Below are 17175 nucleotides of genomic sequence, written 5' to 3'. Positions count from 1 at the left end.
TTTCCCCAGAACAGGAATATAGTTCCTAAGATATTTGTGCATCAAGCGTACGACTCGCGGCGATATCCAACTTGTTATTTCTGATAAAGGAAATTTTGTGGAGGGTGTCGCCTTCTTGTTTCATTTAGCCGGTGAAAGCCAAGTAGAAACCTATTTGTACGATGGGTTAGGTCGCCTGAGTACTGCTATAAAAGGAGACACCACACAGGTATACCGCTATGGTGCAAATGGTAACCGGATTGGCATTGATTTCACACAAGGCGAGCAAACCACAACTAAGATCGCAACATTTGACGAACAGGACAGGCTAACCAGTTTTGCTCAGTGCCGGTATCAGTATGATGTTAACGGTGCTCTGAGACAAAAAACGTGTGGTTCAACAGAGCATAACTACGACTACGATATTTTTGGCAATCTACTTCAGGTTGAAATTAAGCAAGATGGTCAGGTTAGCAAACAAATTGACTATGATGTTGACCCGCAAAATCGGCGTGTGGCTAAATATGTAGATGGGCAGCACGTTGCAGGTTACTTGTATAGTGACCAGTTAAACCCGGTGGCACAATTAAACGCCAATGGTGATGTGGTTGCTTTGTTTGGCTACGCCAGCAAAGGACATGTTCCTGACTACATGCTAAAAGGTGGCAGAGAGTATCGCTATATTACCGATCAACTAGGTTCACCCACGATGCTGGTGGACGCTGTGAGTGGCGAGATTGCCCAGCGGCTTGACTACGATGTATATGGCGAGGTGACATACGACTCCAACCCGGGTTTTCAGCCTTTTGGGTTTGCGGGTGGCTTGTATGACAGCGACACCGGGCTGGTCAGGTTGGTGCACGAGATTACGATCCGTATGCTGCTCGTTGGACTGCAAAAGATCCAATCGGCTTTGCGGGGGCGACACCAACCTTTATAATTATGTTTCAGCAGATCCTGTCAACTTTATTGACCCGACCGGGCACATTCTGGCAAACCTGTATGGTGCGGCCAAAGACGGCGGTATGGAGTTGTTATTCCAGCTATATGTAGAAGGCGAACCATTTGCCTGTGTTGACTACAAAGCTGTGGTGGTCGCTGCGGTCGGTGGCCTGGCATTTGGTGGTGCAGCAGCTGCCAAAGCTTATAAGATGTGGAAGGCTAAGAAGAAGGTTACAAACACTGGAGCCCAGAGTGCAAAACAGGCTGCAAACTTAAAAGATCACCTTAAGCAAGCCGAAAAATATGGCAAGGCGGGAATTAAGGAACTGCAAAATGGAAAGATTCGGTATTACGGAGATACTATTCCCGCCAAAAAGGCTGGAGAAATGGCAGGGCGCAGAACCGTTAGGGAATGGGATCCTGCAACTGGGGCTAAGAGAACATGGCATGAAACTGTCGACCATAACGGTACTGTAAGACAAGTGAGACCAGAACTTAACAATGGTACAAAAACTCACTTCATGTTTGATAAGAATGGGAATTTTACAAAAAAATGGTAGTTCAATTATCTAATACTGAGTTAAAACAAATCTTTAACAACTTAATAGCTGGTGAGCTCTCAAGAGAAGATGCTGATAGATGGGCGTACAAAATGATGCAGGCATTTGATAATGACTCATTGGAGTTTATACCTTCTTCGGATGAGTCTAAGCTTTGGGAAGGAGTGCAATATCTATTCGGAATAGATACTATGGAGGAACCCGGTGAATATATACATACTATCGAAGAAATAGAAGAAGAGTTTAATAGAAAGTGGAATAGTTAACTAAGCCAAAGCCCCAAACGGGGCTTTTTTTGCCCACAAATCATTAATAAAACGGATGTTTGTTAGAAAGGCTAATAACCTGCCTGTTTTTTAGGCAAAAAAAGAGGGTGTTCATAATTCTGTGTCAGCCTACTGAGCTCACAGCTCACAGCTCACGGCTTCAGTGAGCTGTTTTATCAACGGGGTGAGCGCGCCATCTTTACCAGTGAGGTTTTTGCCGTCCTGGAGCGCTTTCAATACAGAATCTAAATCAAATTTTTGTGTAGTCATGGGCCATTTCTCTTTTTGTATCTTAACTTATCGAAATGACACAGAAAATTGAACACTATCACCATAAACAAAAAAGGCTTGCCAATCTGGCAAGCCTTTTGTCTTTTTAAATTGCAAAAACGGACGGTTACTTGTTTTGCTCTTTCACTGCTTTTAATTTAGCGGCGTGGTCAATCTCATACGTCGGCATGTCTTTGTTGCCGTGGATCAGGTAGTTGTCCATCCAGCGCATTAAGCGCAGGCTGTAGTCATACTGAGCGGCGACTTTGCGGTTACCATGGCCTTCGCCCGGGTAGTAAACCAGACGTACGTCTTTGTCTTGTACCTTCATGTAACGGTATAGCTCCATAGACTGAGCCGGGTGAACGCGCGGGTCGTCTTTACCATGCATGATCAACAGTGGTGTTTTCGACTGGCCAGCCCAGTAAATCGGACTGCGCTCCAGGTACCACTGCCATTTCTGCCACGGGTATGAGCGGGCATGTACCAGGAACATTTCGTTTGAGATGTCGGTCGTACCAAACTTAGACAGCTGGTTGGTTACACCCACAAACATCACACTGGCGGCAAAGTGCTCGGTGAGTTTAGTTGCGCCCCAGGCTGAAGCGTAACCACCGTAAGAACCACCTGTGATGCCAACACGCTTGCTGTCGACCAAGCCCATCTCAACAAGGTGATCTTTCATGTCGACCAGATCGTCAAACTCTTTACCAGCATAGTCGCCCTGACCCAGTTTAGAGTAGTCAACGCCTTTACCTGTTGAGCCGCGGTAGTTAGGGTAGAAGACCGCGTAGCCGCGTGCTGCACCCATTTGACCCGGATCTGAATAGCTGGTCAGCCAGCCGTTTCTGTCATGGCTTTCCGGACCACCGTGCACCGCCATGATTAGAGGGTAACGTTTGCCTTCCTGGTAATCCAGTGGGTAGATAAGTACACCGCCAATTTCCACACCGTCGCGGGCTTTAAAGTTAATTGCTTCTTGCTTTGCCAGACGCTTTTTGTCTAACCAGGGGTTTGAGTTGGTTAAACGGGTTGGCTTTTTAGAGCGAACCATAAACACTTCACTTGGGTGTTTCGGGCTTTCTGCACGTACGCCGATGGTTTTGTCTGAGTCTGATACTGACAGGCTTTGAGCGATAAACTTGCCTTCTTTAACCAGCTTTTTGTACTTGCTTGATCCAACTTTCACTTGCGCAATGAAGGTTTCTGCGCCGACATCGGCAATAAAGTTCAGAACATTTTTGCGGTTTGACCATTCAAAATCTTTGAAATGGCCCATAAAGTTCGGGATCCATTCTTCTACTTTGCCGGTTTTCGCATTGGCCAGGAACAGGCGGCCTTTGGCTGGATCGTGCTTGTCTTCCGCGCCTAAAATGGCAATGTACTTACCGTCATGTGAGAATTCAGCTTCACCCAGTTTACCTTCGGTTTTGAACGAAGTGGTGATCTTCTGCGTCGCTACGTCCATTACGTGCCACTGAGACTTCATGTATTGGTCGTCGATCAATGCAGTCGGCTGTGTTTTCACCAATAATTTACTGGCATCATCAGACCAGTTGATGTCACTCACGTAACCTTCAACAGGGACCACGGCAGGAGTCAGAGGTTTGTTTGTCTGTGCCAGGTCGACCAAATGTAGCTGCTTGTTTTTCAGGCCAAGCTCATACACTTCAGCCATAAAACCAAGCTTTTTAAGCTCTTTTTCGCTTGCATCTTTGGCAGGCATAGCCAGAATAGCGACCTGCTTACCGTTGGGGCTCAGGCGATACTTGCTGATAGAGGTGCCTTTCAGAGACAGCACTTTTTGTGCTTCACCACCATCTACCGCAATGCGGTACAGAGAGGTAAATTTGTCTGCCTTTTTCTTGGCCGTAAAGTAAATGAATTTGCCATCTGCTGACCATTCAATTTTACCTACGTTGATTTTACCTGTGATGAAAGGTACTTCATTACCTTCGTCATCAACAACATACAGCTCGCTGTAGTTTTTACCGTTGCTGTCTACATACAGTTCACGAGGGACTGAGCGACGAAATGCAACAGACTCTCCATCAGGGCTAACGGCTGTTTGGATAACGCGTTGAATTGTAGGAATATCTTCAACTGTGATAGTGTCATTTGCCGATGAGGCAAAGGTGCTGGCACTGGCAAGACCAATGGCAAGCGCGAGCGAGGTTTTAATTAGTTTCATAAATGTTCTCTGGGATTACGCTTTCTTATAAACTAGACCGCGAAGTGTAGTGCTAGTGAGTAATATTTTACTTTAGCGCCGACTGAAAACCAGTGTTTGCGATTAACTGTCTGCTTTATGGGATAAATAATTGCGGTATATCAATCAAGTGACACATTTTGCTGATAAGGGGAGTACAAGACCAGTATGTCAGATATCAGGATTCACCCGTTAGATACCCGGATCCCGCCTTTAGTCGTACTCTTGTTGCATTTGATCCTTAGTTGGGGGCTGGTACAGCTATTCGGTGTTGTGGAGTTGAGTGAGACGATAAGGCTGTGTGGTGCTTTTCTACTGAGTTTTGTTGGCGTGGGAGTCGCACTGGCTGGCGTGATTGCATTTCGCCGCCACAAAACCAGCGTTGATCCGGTACATATAAGTAAAGCCTCTACCCTGGTGACCAGCGGCATATATCGCATTACCAGAAACCCCATGTATGTGGGCTTCCTGTGCTTACTATTGGCATTTAACTGGTATCTCGCTGCGCCAGTGGGGACGCTTGCAGCACTGAGTTTCATTGGTTATATAACTCGTTTTCAAATCAAACCAGAAGAGCGCTTCTTACTTAATAGTTATGGACAAGCATACAGAGACTTTCTGGCCACAACCCGGCGCTGGCTCTAGCGTGATACCAACTTCGCTTAATACCTGTTCAATTGGAAGGAGCAAGCATGGCGCTTTCTGGCCTCAAAATAGAGCCCTTAATTAAGCAAGTTGGAATGACTATTTTGTTGCGACTTGCCTGAATTGCGCTCTGATATCATCCGGCATTCCCCAAGAGTACTGCATCAAGATCGTATCAAACACAGCTTGCCAGGCGGTGCTTTGGCTATCATGTAATTGATTTTTCTGTTTGCTGAGTAAGCGCTTTACTTCTGACACATTATGATAATCGGGCCAAATGGCCTGCGCTGCGCTAAATTGAGAGAGTGCCTCGGAAATATCTCGTGCCAGGATAGCGTTAAATCCAGCCCGTTCATATTGGTCGACCTGTGCTTTTCTGTTCGGTACAGACTGCGTCTTTGTCAGTAATACGCTCTGTTTTACGTTAGACAGTTGCTTGGCTAGGTTAACCTGAATGCCATCTACTTTTTTGAGTAATGTTGCTGGCTCCTGGCTGGCCTGAATGTCTTTTTTGAGCTGTGCTATCTGTGCCTCGTAGTTGCTGCTGATATCTTCAATTTGTTTACCCAGCTTTAATCCAAACGCATCTATCTCTCGTTGCTCTATTATTTTGAATAACTTATCGCCATAGACAGCAAAGGCGAGGATCAAGATAGCAGGCCACAAAAAGACTTTGATGTAATCGAGCACCAGCCGATAGGCTGCCAGTTTTTGTTCTGTGTTGTCGTTCATGGTGAGCTCCTTTGCACCAGAGTGTGACTTTGATTGTCACCCAAAATACGTTTGAAGCAAAGGGGAGATTGAGTGGGCGGCCGCATCCACAGGCAAAGAAACCATTTGGCAACACCCCGTCTGCTTAGGTGTTGCCAAACACGATTTACAGGCTTTTCTTCGGTGGCAGTGCCACGTTGGCAAAGATAAGGCCGGCAATCAAAGACATGAAGATCAAAAAGGTCTGCTGGCCGATGTGGTCGGCTGCGACAAAGCTCTGTCCTTCAATTAGCGAGTTTAAACCAATATAGGTTTTTGATCCGGGTACCAACACTATCAGTCCCTGCATCGCGACAATCGAGGCGGGCGCGTTGACGGTGCGATTAAACACATTACTGAACACGCCTACGGCAAATGCGCCGACAAAAGTCCCCAGTGAATAGTCGAGGTAGATGGCGGAGCCTATGCTGGCTGCATAGGCAATAAAACCTGACGCAATTGACCAGCTGGCGTGTTTCAGCTTAGTGCGAAAAATCACAATCAGGCTGCTACACAATAGCAATATTGCCATCCAGGCTGTCCATTTCGGGAGCGGATCGGGCTGCACATAATCGCTTTGTCCAAATAGGAAGAAGCCAATACTGATGCCTAAAAACGCACCAAAGTACAGTTTAAACAGCAACATAATGGCGTCCATGACCCGAGCTGTCCCCGATACTAAGTGGCGTGCGGACAGTTCTGCAAAGCCAAGTGCCAGTGCCAGACCAGGTATAAATACGATTATCGCCGAAAGTACGACCAGTCGGATATTAACCATAGGATCCAGATACGACGAAATCGCACAGGCAGCCAGCGCAGAAGCGATTGCCACCACGGGCTCTAGCATGTGCGTAACGCGTTTTGAGCGAGTTGACCAGAGGACGAAGATAAAAACCAGAATCGACAACACCGCAGACCAAAGCACATCATTCCAGCTGGTGCCCATTAGCATTGCAAAGGCACCTCCTGACACTGCAAACGCGATCCCCGTAAGTAGCCGTCCATAGGGATCTTTTGCCTGAGTTATGGCATCCAGATTCTGATCGGCTTGCTCGACACTGAGTTCGCCTGCCAGCATTCGGTTTACGACATCATCTGTGTCGGCCAGCGAACCAAGGTTGTGGTCACCGGGCTCTACGCGGGCGACATGGGTGTACTCATCCTCATGTCCTTCAGTCCAGATCACAAAAGTGACGGACGTTGGAGACATAACAAAGGACGACTTAAGCCCCAGGTGGGTGGCAACTTCCATCAGGTGGGCTTCCAGGCGATAAGCCGGGGTTCCGTATTGATGAAGCATTTTGCCTAATTTAACAATAAACTTACGCTTTTGTGTAAAGGTGGCTGAGTTCAACGGCGTGTAACCTAATTATAAGTAAAAATCGACAGCGACTTAGTGAGTAAGGAAGCTAACAGCTTGTTTCGCTTCCCTACCCAGTTTAGGCAATAACCTAAGTTGCCGCGAATTCTAACCACTTCTCACGTAAATTCAACGCATTTTATTTGCATTTTTTGCTTCAATCCATTGGGACATATATTGGGTACTACGAAGTGTGTGGTGCCGCAGCATACTGCCGGTGAAGTTTGCCCGCCTGTGTGGGCCCAAATTGGTCAGTAGATTGCTAATCTTTTGTTTTAATTGAGACTCTAAAGGTCGCTTATCATAACGCGCCTGTAGCAGGGCCAGCCCGTTTTGTTGCGCCTGCTGATAGCGTGCTTCATCCTGGTATAAGGCCACCGCCTCGGCAGCAAAGGTTTGTGGGCAGTTGCTTATGGCACCGTGCCAGGGTAGGTCGCCATGCATGCCCTCTGCGCCAATCTCTGTGGTCACGCAAGGTGTTTGTGTGATCATTGCTTCGAGCAATTTACCTTTGATTCCGGCCCCAAAGCGCAGTGGAGCAAGGCATACTTTACTTTGTGCCATTACACTCAGTGCATCTTTTGCCCACCCTTTGATCAAAAAGCCGGTTTTAGGATTGTGTAATGCAGTTGCCTTGGGTGGCGGGTAGGAGCCATAAATGTGTAGCTCTGCATCTGGCAGTTGTTTGCGGATCATCGGCCAAATTTGCTGCAGGTAAAGTACCGCATCCCAGTTTGGGGCGTGGCGAAAATTACCTATGGTCATAAAGTGCTTGCGGGTTTGAAAGTCTGGCACTGTGTTATCAAGTGCACTCAGGTCAACCATAAATGGTAAGTGATGTAATAGGTCGGCGGATACGCCAAACTGAGTAGTGAGCAACTGGTGTTCAAAATCAGAAATGATCAGCGATAAATCGCAACGCAAAATTGCGGCGATCTCCCGTTTAGCCAGCTCGCTGTCGAGCAGGCTATTCAGGGTGAAATCTTGCTGAGTGCGATGTGCCGCATGGCGTGCGTTGCGAAGACATTGCAGGTCCTCGGTGTCGAGGATTTTAAGCGCATCGGGTGCAAATTTATCGACCCGCCAGCCAAACTGTTCTTCCATCATAAAACGGTCAAACATCACGATATCAGGCTTAAGTTGCGCGATATAGTCGTCAAAACTACTGCAATTGAGAGCGATGGGGGTACAGGTGATCTGTTCCTGACTTAAATCCGCCATATGCTCTGTTTGCTGGGCCGGGCTGGCAAATTCAACTTGCCAGTTTTGCGCGCGGAAAAAGCGCAGTAAGGACATCATATGACTGCCGGCGGCCGACGAGTTCGGCTCCGGCCAGACATAACCTATTACTAAAACTTGTGTCATTTAAATGGAAGATTCTCTGAGTTGCAGCGATACATCCACCAGGGTCCGTACCGCAGGTTGCGATTTATTCATAATTTCTGCCAGTGCCTGGCAGGTGCGTTTACCGATGTCATCTGCATCAATTCGCACGGATGACAAAGCGGGTTTCATTAATCTGGAATCGGCCAAATCATCAAAACCAACTACTTTGATATCTTTGCCTGGCGTGAGCCCGTGCTCTCGCATTGCTTCCATTACACCATAAGCAATGACGTCACTAAAACAGACGATGGCCTGAGTATCCGGGGATTGCGAATACAGAGTATTAAACGCTTCGCGACCTCCCTGGCGGTTGGTCTGAGCGGTAATTTCAGGCATGGGTTCGGGGACTTTGCGTAGTGTGAGTGCGCTGCGAAAGCCAGCTAAGCGTTCATGGTAATCCGAAATCTCGGGTGTACCGCCGACAAAGGCCAGGCGCTGAATCCCCTGTTCGAGTAAATGCATGGTGGCCAGGTGTGTGCCTTTTTGATTATCGGGCAGAATACAGGGGGCGTTACTGTAAGGGATCTCCCGCATAATATTGATAACAGGGAAACCAGAATCGACGAGTTTATTGACCCACTCCATAGTTGTGCCCGGTGCCGGCACCATGACAAACGCGCTGACATTGTATTCTTTGAGCGTATTGACGACCTGTTGCTGACGCGTCAAATCTTCACTGGTATTCACCAGCATAGGCACCATACCCAGTGCATAAATGTGCTTTTCAAGACCCACCGCCAGCTGTGCGGAATAAGGGTTAGTCAGGTCGTTGATCACCAATGCGACCAGGTTGGAGCGCTTACTACGCAGTGCTGCGGCATCACGGTTATAGACGTAGCCTAATTTTTCTATGGCAGCGAGTACCTTTTCCCGGCTCTTGTCGCTGACTTTGTCGGAATGGGTAAGGACCAGGGAAACGGTCGATTTAGATACTTGCGCTTCTCTGGCAACATCGAAGATGGTTACTTTGTCTGGCTTTTTATTGTTGTTCATAATGGCCTGAATAGCTGCTCAAACGGTTGACGAACGCTTAGTTTACCGTAACTTCGCGCCTAGATGCACGTTATACCACTAACATTAGTGCATAACCAATCTGAAGGCTTTAATTGGTCGCTAACGGTATTATAAAATTCTCATTCAGAACAACTAAGTATCAGATATTTTGTTGTTTTAGCGACGAAAATTTTTGTGCTCAGGGTTGACCTGTGAATTGCGTGGATTGCTATTAAACTAGTGCACATTTAGGTAATTTCGTTATATCATGAGAGGTTGAGATAAGAATTCAAGGGTAGAAAAGTGGTGAAAAAGAGCCCGGCTTTGCTGTTTTTTTTAGCTTGTTGTTTGTGGGTTAATACTGCGCTGGCAGCTTCGGAAGGTTACCAGGTGCCAAGAGAAGAAATTGCGCAACTGGTAGGTGTGCCGCCAATGCCAGAGGTGCTGCTCAATGAACAACATGTCTGGATGGCGCTATTAACCAAGCAAACAAGAGTGCAACGGCCAGATGAAGCAGGTCTGCGTTACGGCGATTTACACTTCGATCCCACTACCTTTATGCGGCTGGGCGTGGTGACCTATTCAGGCCTGAGCTTTAAACATGTTGCGACGGGTGCCGAAGTAAAAGTAGAAAACTTGCCACCTGGTGAAGTATTTGCCCCACGCTGGAGTGCAGATGGTCGCTATCTGGCCTTTATCTTGCGCACCGAGCAGGATGGCCGTTTATGGGTCTATGACATCAAGCAGCGAGAACTACGCGCTGTGTCTCGTTTTCCACTCAATGGCGTAACCACGGAAGTCCCTTATCATTGGCTGCCTGACAGCTCTGGATTGGTGGTCAATAGTGCCGTTAACCACACCGGAGAACGGCAACAAGCAGCTCTTCAATCTCGGCTGAGCGGACCGGTTGTTGCGCAATCACATGGTGCACTTAGTGTTGTGACTGACACTACAAAAAGCCTCTCTACAGAAGCTTTTGCGCATTATGCACAGGGACAGCTAATTAAGGTGCCGTTGCAAGGTCGGCCCGTCGCCATTGGCGGCCCCGCTTATTTCCACCATTTTACACCCTCACCGGATGCGACTAATCTGCTGGTGGCCATGTCCTTACTCGAAGCGCCACAGCAATCACAGCCGCTACAGCGCACGCTGGCGAATCACCCGAGTGTCTGGCAGGTTTGGGGGATGACTGGATTCGCGTTATATGAACTGTATCGACCAGTAATGCCACCCGAATCTTTAAGTGAAGAACAAAATGTGCTGGCGGCTATTTCAACACCTCCGGCTGTTCAAATGCGTAGCCATTTCCAGTGGCGTGCAGACAAGGGAGCAACTGTTGTCTGGGCGCAAGAAGGTGATGCTGAGAACGCGTATGGCCTGTACCATATCTCGTCGCCATTTAAGCGCGCCCCTCGATTGTTTATGGCGCTTCAGGAGCCTCTGGTGTCTCTGAACTGGGGCGATTCTAATATTGCCTTACTCACTCAGGCAGAAAGCGAGCGTTTCTGGCGGACTTCTGTGATCAATCCATTGGCACCGCAACGCAATCCCCTGGAGGTCGCGAGATATAAAGTCGCTGATGCGCAGTCTGAGCAGTGGCTGATGACCCGCAACGATTTGGGTGCCCCGGTTCTGAAAGTTGTGGGCAGCAGATATTTGTTTATTCAGGGAACAGAAAAGGTGCAGGGCGAGGAGTTACCCTTTCTTGACCGGTTTGATGCCAGAGCCAATACGCGCACTCGGATCTGGCAATCTGAGGCGCCTTATTTTGAGCAGTTTGTGGCGTTACTGGATGATGAAGGCATGCGCTTCATCACGTTGAGGCAGTCTAAGCAAGACCAGCCAAATTACTTTGTGCATGATCGGACATTTAATTCTCAGGAGCAGATCACACATTTCAGACATCCGTACCCTGCGTTACGCGGTTTGTCCCGTGAGGTGCTGAGCTTTGATCGTGGGGATGGCACACAAATAACAGGTACGCTCTATTTGAGCGCAAACTATGATCCCAGTGCGGGTCGGGTACCTGTCTTGATGTGGGTAAAATCGCCAGAAAAGACAAAACAAACATTTAGCTCCCCTCATTACTTTGTGCCTCTGGATCCTCTTGGCCCTTTGCCCCACCTTTCGCAAGGTTATGCGGTATTTGAAATAGACGGGTTCACTTTACCTGACGAGCAGGGCAATGCGGCTCAGTTACGGAAGCAGTGGCAGTCTACGGCTCAAGCCGCAGTTGCGGTATTAGCACAACAGGGCATTGCAGATGTTAGTAAGGTAGCAATTGGCGGGCAGGGGGCCGGTGCAACTGTGGTCGTTGATTTGCTGGCCCATACAGATTTATTTGTTACCGGTTTAGCGCGCAGTGGTACTTACAACTTTACGCTGGCCCCTTTTGCCTATGAGCAACAAATTGGCACCTTTTGGCGAGATCCTCAAGCTTATCTGACAGCATCACCTATGACATATGCGGACAAAATTAAAGCGTCGTTGCTTATAGTCCATGGCTACCAGGACCGCCAGCCTGGGCGCTTTGCAGTGCAAAGCGAGCGCTTATTCAGCGCATTGAATGACTTGGGTAAACGCGCGCGCCTGGTGTTGTTGCCAGAGACAGATCATGACTACACAAACCGACAGGATGTGTTACACATGTTGTGGGAGCAGCAAAGTTGGCTGCAACGCCATTTTGATCCATTGCCGTTGATTGAAGAAATCAACCAGGTGCCAGAGGCGTTGCGATTTGAGCTGGCGCCCGAGTCTGTCACGCCCTGGCCGATGTAATTCTATTGTTTGGCGGACAACGAGCTACCTAATGAAGCGGCGATCACCATAAAGATCGCCAGCCACTGCCAGGTACTTAGTAGTTCTCCTAAGATCACTAAGCCAGCCAGCGCTGCGATGGCCGGCTCCATACTCATCATAATACTAAAGCCCTGGGCTGGCATTTTCTTTAACGCAACCATTTCAAGGCTGTAGGGCAAGGCACTTGATAATAATCCAATCGCAATACCAAGAGGGATCAAAGACCAATCAAGCAATGCCATTCCCTGTGATACGACCCCAACGGGTACAACGGCAAATGCCGCAACACTCATACCGATTGCGACTGTCGCACCGCCACTCCCGTGACCACCACTTTTCTTGCCAAACAGAATATAACCTGCCCAACACGCGCCGGCGGTGAGTGCAAGCAATACGCCGATCGGGTCCAGGCCATCTACTTCGCCCATCTGCGGCAGTAACAGCAATATGCCTGCAAGCGCCAGTGCTACCCAGAGGTAATCTCGTTTACGTCGGGATGAGAATAATGCCACCGCAAGTGGTCCGGTAAACTCCAGTGCGACACCAATGCCAAGCGGGATGCGTTCTATCGCATAATAAAATGTCAGATTCATAATACCCAGGCTTAGTCCATATAAAATCACTGGACGCCAGTTTTTGGGCAAATGCCGCCAGGGCCGAAAGACCAAACATAATATCAGTGCCGAAAATCCCAGGCGATAAGCCGTCGTGCCCTCTGGCCCGACATGAGGAAATAGCTGTTTGGCAATTGAAGCACCAGACTGAATGGTAACCATAGCCAGTAACAAGCACGCGATGGCATACAGAGAGCTTTTGTTTAAAACATGCATCGAGAAATCTCGCTATAAATAAAGGCCGCCAGTCTACTTATCAAAATGGTACTGCTCAATAGTTTTGTATACATTATTCCGTAATTTCCGATTTTGAATAATTCGAGGTGACTTTAATTTAAAAATCATTATCAAATTGTATTTTTTTCTTATAAATGGTGTATTCGTTTTACTTTAAGAGCCTCGTATTTTTGTGTCCGGATATTAACTGTCCCTCAGTTTCATTATATAATCATATTCGTATATAGGAGAGCCGTGCAGTGAAAAGTATCTATTTGAAAGGTGAAAATCCAGACCTGATTTGGTTAGTTGGTGCTTTGTTAAAGCATCATAATCCAGATGTCTTGCTGGGTAATACGATGACCACGCAACAGATCAGTTTTGGGGCAAAACAAGCGCTATCCGAGTTTGGACTGAGCAGAAACCTGAGTTTCAGCCAAAACGACGTTAATGAGGAAGAGTGCGATATTATGCTTCACCTTACTCAGGGGGCATGCTCTGAACAGGAAGGAAAACAAACACCGCAAACACTGTTCTGGCAACTTGCTTTAGAGGACGTTGATGCGTCTTTTAACCCATATCGTAAGGCTTTATATGAGTTAAATTGTAAAGTGCGTAATCTGTTGGCTGAGCCGCAACAAATCGAGCCCATTACCCCAATGGCTTTTTATAAAGCCATGAGTGACGAGTTAAGGCTGAAAACGCTGCTGCTGATTTTGCAGGAGCAGGAGCTGTGTGTCTGTGAGTTGATGGTGGCACTGGATGAGCCCAGTCAGCCTAAGGTGTCCAGGCACCTGGCACAACTCAGAAAAGCGGGTATTCTGACTATACGAAAGCAAAGTCAGTGGGTGTACTATGCATTGAATTCAGAGTTACCAGGCTGGATGCAGCAAGTTTTACAGCGTACTTTGCTTGGAGAACCCGCAAGTATTGAGATGGAGCTGGCCAGGCTAGACTTGATGGGAGACAGGCCTGCGCGCCAACAAAGCTGTTGTGCTTAGCGTGCATTGAGGTAGGTGAGCCAGTCATTCTCATGCCTGAGCATCATTGCATGCTTTTTTGACCCCAAATGCGCGAGTTTATCTTGCTCGCTCAAAAAGGGTCCTGCACGGCACAGAGCACAATGATTTTGTGTTAGGTAGGGCGGCAGATAAAGCGACTCGCGCAAAACTGCGTGAGATTTTGTCGACCAGTAATAAGTGATGCCGCTGGTATCTTTAACATGTTTATCTCTGTCTACATTGCGGATCCGATAGCCCTCGAATGCATCTATATTGAATTCACTCTGGCCCAGATAATGGTAGTCCAACCCGTTACATAGCGAGTCCTCTAGATTCCATTCACAATAAGGTTTGACATCTTTCGAGGTGATCAGGGTGAGCATTGGGCCTGCCGGGTCAAGCGCAAAGCGGTGGCTGAAATCGATAAAGTTACGTAACAAACGTCGATTCAGTGTGTTTGTTGACAGTGGTTGAGCATCAAATGCCTGTTTGCTGGTAAATGCTGGGATTAAAGGAAACTGGAAAATCACAGCATCAAACAGCTTTCCTTGTAAGGCTTCCCAGCAGCTTGGATTATTGACGTCAAATTCGCTCAGCACAGGCACATTTGAATCGCGCAAATGGTCCAAAGCATGAAGCTGGTATTTGTTTCTTAGGGTGGTTTCATCGTCATAGATACTGGCACATAAATTAGCGGGTTTTAACTGCCTGCTCAGTGATAAAGAAAAGCTTAGATCACCATCGCCAACGGTCAAAATGCGCCAATTTGCATCTATTAACATAACAATACTACCCAGGAAAATAACAAAGGCGCGATGATAGCAGATGCAGGGTGGGGGATAAACCTGGCGACTCAGATCTGAGTCGCCAGAGATAAAACTAGTGTGTTACTTCATCTAATAATCTGAGCACATCACGACTCGCCTGTTCCATGCGATTAAGTTCGCCGATGGCTTTTTGCTTTTCACCGGCAACAAAAAGAGTCATAGCTTCGACACCGGCACGATGGACCTCCCTATGCGGGCCGTCAATACGATTGAGTAGCCCCGATTTATTCATCACTTTGCCTGCTTCACCACTGAGCCACTTACCCAGACGACAGCTTGTGTGATCGGCAAACTCTGTGATTTGCTTGTTACTATTGCCTGCAATGACGCCGTATACTTCACCTTTCCATACAACATGATCGAGCTTTGCTGTCTGTACAAAAGTTTGCAGCGATGCTGAGACAATGGTTTGTTTCATAGAGCCGCAGCAACTGACAATATTACCGTACTCATCGTTGAGGTGGGCAATACTTGAAGATAAATCGTTGTTGGAGTTTTGGATGACATTCACCCCATCGACAGTAAGCTGAGTTGTATCAATAATTTTCTTTACCAGATCTGATACTTCGTTCGCTGATTCGTTGGTATTGTTTGCTAGCGCCCGAACTTCATCAGCAACCACACTAAAACCTCGGCCAGCTTCACCGGCACGGGCTGCTTCGATAGCGGCATTGAGCGCGAGAAGGTTAGTTTGATCAGAGATCTTTGAAATCGTAGTGACAAAAGTATTAATGTTATCTGCCATATGCGACAGGCCAGAAATATTGTCGGTCATGCTGGCCATGTTGGTCGACAGGCTGGACATGCCCGAGAGGATTTTTTCCAGTGACGACTCAGAGGTTTCAAACGAGGCACTGACCTGAGAAATAGAGCTGCTCTCTTCTTCTATCTGATGCAGGCTGCGTAGCACGGCGTCACGTACTTCGTGGATCTGGCCAAGCCCGGAAAGTGCACATTGTAAAAGCTGATTGTCCGTGTTGTCGTTTAATTGCTGTTGTGCTTCAACAAGCTCATTTTGCATCGCTTGTTTTTCTGCCTCCAGTTGCTCATATGCCTGTCGTTGTGCGGCCAATTCTGCTTTCAACTGCTGGATTTCCGATTGTTGACTGGTATTGGCAAAAAGATTCTTTAACACTGAGGTTCCCTCGACTATCAAAACTGCCAGCAGCATAACAGTCAAGCCACTAAAGTGCTAGATTTATGTAAATAAACAATGAGCTACATAAAAAATAAGTAAAAAGAGCGGAGTTTGACCGTGGCTAAAACACCGAAAAACACATAGTAATACCAATTTGCTTAATTAAGTGTTCTATTTTGAGGCGAGAAAATATAGTCGATAACAAGGCAAAAATTTTGCTATTTAGTTGTTCTAAATGAAAAATTTTTAACGCTGTTAGCGTCCTATTTGCTCCTTCAAATAGACCAGGTATTAAGTGAAATTGGTATAAATACTAAGTATTTATCTGTGTTATCTGACGGAGGTGCGGATACTTTTATTAGCTTTGTTCTCATACATACCGATATCGGCCTTGTGGAGTAATACATCCGGGTCTTCAGCTGGGTCGGCCGCAGTTCTGCCTATGCTCACCCCAACCCCATATTCAAAGACCTCCTCTACCAACTGCGCCCGCAGGGCATCTTCTTTTAATACTGTCTCACTGGTAAAGGCCACGAACTCATCGCCACCTATCCGAAAGCAGGCATCTGCTGTGAATTCTCGGGTCATCGCTTCAGACACTTTTTTTAGTATTTTATCGCCAATATTGTGACCGTATTTATCATTGGCTTGCTTAAAGTTATCCAGATCGAAGTAATACAGGTAAGCACTGGAGCTACACAAACGCTCAAATTGCTCAAAGCAGGCACGTCGATTTCCCAGCCCGGTCAATTCGTCGTGTGTTGCATCAAACTTTAACTTTTGTTCCAGCTTTTGGCGCTCTTCAATTTCGTGGTTGAGTGCACAGATGGTTTCGCGTTTTTGCTTAATAATGGTATGCATGCCGTAGCACACCAGCAGAAAGCCCAGATGCTTTAACGATGTGTCAAAGGTGTTGACGGGGATAAGCTCAATGGTCATCAAATCATCAAGGAGATCCAGTAACAGGCCAATACAGTAGATCCCCCAGGCATATAAAAGCAGCTTATGTTGCAGGTGAGGCAGGCTGAACACCAGCACAGTTAATGAAATGGCAAACCATATCAGCTCTTCTACCGTTGCCCCAAAAGAGGCATGATTGCCGTAGAGTAAGATGATGACACAAGCCGTTGCAAGCCAGATCAGGGCCAGTAGTAATTTTTGACGCATGCGCAACCCTCCGTATCCCCTTTAGTTATAGCAGGTTTTAAACGGGCTGTAGC

Annotated in this window: 16 protein-coding genes; 6 read left to right on the top strand and 10 right to left on the bottom strand. The window is 47.3% G+C overall.

Features of this window, described 5'->3' with window-relative positions; translation table 11 throughout:
- The first annotated feature begins 97 nt into the window (after positions 1-97).
- The 3 genes from CWC22_RS20730 (at position 98) to CWC22_RS20720 (ending at position 1747) form a co-directional block, all read left to right on the top strand.
- Entirely contained in the window at positions 98-919 is an 822-nt protein-coding gene (locus CWC22_RS20730) for an RHS repeat domain-containing protein (protein ID WP_195879884.1), read from the top strand.
- 85 nt (positions 920-1004) lie between these two features.
- Positions 1005-1481 (top strand): hypothetical protein, encoded by a 477-nt coding sequence (locus CWC22_RS24485; protein WP_230090688.1) that lies wholly within the window; start codon positions 1005-1007, stop codon positions 1479-1481.
- The gene (locus tag CWC22_RS20720) at positions 1475-1747 is read left to right on the top strand and encodes a hypothetical protein (protein WP_138538022.1); all 273 of its coding nucleotides are present in this window, start codon (positions 1475-1477) and stop codon (positions 1745-1747) included. The genes CWC22_RS24485 and CWC22_RS20720 overlap by 7 nt, the downstream gene beginning before the upstream one ends.
- Before the next feature lie 138 nt (positions 1748-1885).
- On the opposite strand, the gene CWC22_RS24580 is transcribed toward CWC22_RS20720, so the two are convergent.
- On the bottom strand, positions 1886-2017 hold the full coding sequence (locus CWC22_RS24580; RefSeq protein ID WP_268253673.1) for a hypothetical protein: 132 nt from the start codon (positions 2015-2017) through the stop codon (positions 1886-1888).
- Positions 2018-2144: 127 nt separating this feature from the next.
- A complete protein-coding gene (locus tag CWC22_RS20710) occupies positions 2145-4208 on the bottom strand; it encodes a S9 family peptidase (protein WP_138538021.1) in 2064 nt (687 codons plus the stop codon).
- A 186-nt stretch (positions 4209-4394) separates the two neighbouring features.
- Here CWC22_RS20710 and CWC22_RS20705 point away from each other — a divergent pair, with 186 nt between their 5' ends.
- Entirely contained in the window at positions 4395-4871 is a 477-nt protein-coding gene (locus CWC22_RS20705) for a methyltransferase family protein (RefSeq protein ID WP_125557401.1), read from the top strand.
- Positions 4872-4970: 99 nt separating this feature from the next.
- On the opposite strand, the gene CWC22_RS20700 is transcribed toward CWC22_RS20705, so the two are convergent.
- The 4 genes from CWC22_RS20700 to CWC22_RS20685 form a co-directional block, all read right to left on the bottom strand.
- Positions 4971-5603 (bottom strand): hypothetical protein, encoded by a 633-nt coding sequence (locus CWC22_RS20700; RefSeq protein ID WP_138538020.1) that lies wholly within the window; start codon positions 5601-5603, stop codon positions 4971-4973.
- 145 nt (positions 5604-5748) lie between these two features.
- Positions 5749-6975, bottom strand: coding sequence for a threonine/serine ThrE exporter family protein (locus tag CWC22_RS20695; protein ID WP_125557397.1), 1227 nt, complete (start codon positions 6973-6975; stop codon positions 5749-5751).
- 135 nt (positions 6976-7110) lie between these two features.
- Positions 7111-8346, bottom strand: a complete 1236-nt coding sequence (locus CWC22_RS20690; protein WP_138538019.1) for a glycosyltransferase — start codon at positions 8344-8346, stop codon at positions 7111-7113.
- The gene (locus tag CWC22_RS20685) at positions 8347-9360 is read right to left on the bottom strand and encodes a LacI family DNA-binding transcriptional regulator (protein ID WP_125557392.1); all 1014 of its coding nucleotides are present in this window, start codon (positions 9358-9360) and stop codon (positions 8347-8349) included. It abuts the gene before it with no gap.
- Positions 9361-9663: 303 nt separating this feature from the next.
- On the opposite strand from CWC22_RS20685, the gene CWC22_RS20680 reads away from it, so the two are divergent.
- The gene (locus CWC22_RS20680) at positions 9664-12138 is read left to right on the top strand and encodes an alpha/beta hydrolase family protein (protein ID WP_195879883.1); all 2475 of its coding nucleotides are present in this window, start codon (positions 9664-9666) and stop codon (positions 12136-12138) included.
- A gap of 2 nt (positions 12139-12140) precedes the next feature.
- Here the strand turns inward: CWC22_RS20680 and CWC22_RS20675 are convergent, their stop codons facing one another.
- A complete protein-coding gene (locus tag CWC22_RS20675; protein ID WP_138538017.1) occupies positions 12141-12989 on the bottom strand; it encodes an EamA family transporter in 849 nt (282 codons plus the stop codon).
- Positions 12990-13249: 260 nt separating this feature from the next.
- Between CWC22_RS20675 and CWC22_RS20670 the strand changes: the two genes are divergently transcribed.
- Positions 13250-13990, top strand: coding sequence for a metalloregulator ArsR/SmtB family transcription factor (locus CWC22_RS20670; RefSeq protein WP_230090687.1), 741 nt, complete (start codon positions 13250-13252; stop codon positions 13988-13990).
- On the opposite strand, the gene CWC22_RS20665 is transcribed toward CWC22_RS20670, so the two are convergent.
- The 3 genes from CWC22_RS20665 to CWC22_RS20655 all read right to left on the bottom strand — a co-directional run bounded on the left by CWC22_RS20665 (position 13987) and on the right by CWC22_RS20655 (position 17122).
- Positions 13987-14772, bottom strand: a complete 786-nt coding sequence (locus CWC22_RS20665) for a class I SAM-dependent methyltransferase (RefSeq protein WP_138538016.1) — start codon at positions 14770-14772, stop codon at positions 13987-13989. The two genes, CWC22_RS20670 and CWC22_RS20665, sit on opposite strands and share 4 nt — an antisense overlap.
- A gap of 97 nt (positions 14773-14869) precedes the next feature.
- Positions 14870-15952 (bottom strand): methyl-accepting chemotaxis protein, encoded by a 1083-nt coding sequence (locus tag CWC22_RS24605; RefSeq protein WP_040645652.1) that lies wholly within the window; start codon positions 15950-15952, stop codon positions 14870-14872.
- A gap of 333 nt (positions 15953-16285) precedes the next feature.
- Complete coding sequence (locus CWC22_RS20655) at positions 16286-17122, bottom strand: GGDEF domain-containing protein (protein ID WP_125557384.1); 837 nt, start codon at positions 17120-17122, stop codon at positions 16286-16288.
- Between the last annotated feature and the right edge of the window lie 53 nt (positions 17123-17175).

It is taken from the genome of Pseudoalteromonas rubra, from assembly GCF_005886805.2.
Lineage (GTDB): Bacteria > Pseudomonadota > Gammaproteobacteria > Enterobacterales > Alteromonadaceae > Pseudoalteromonas > Pseudoalteromonas rubra_D.
Note: the sequence above shows the minus strand (reverse complement) of the source record. Positions and strands in the feature narration are given on the sequence as shown.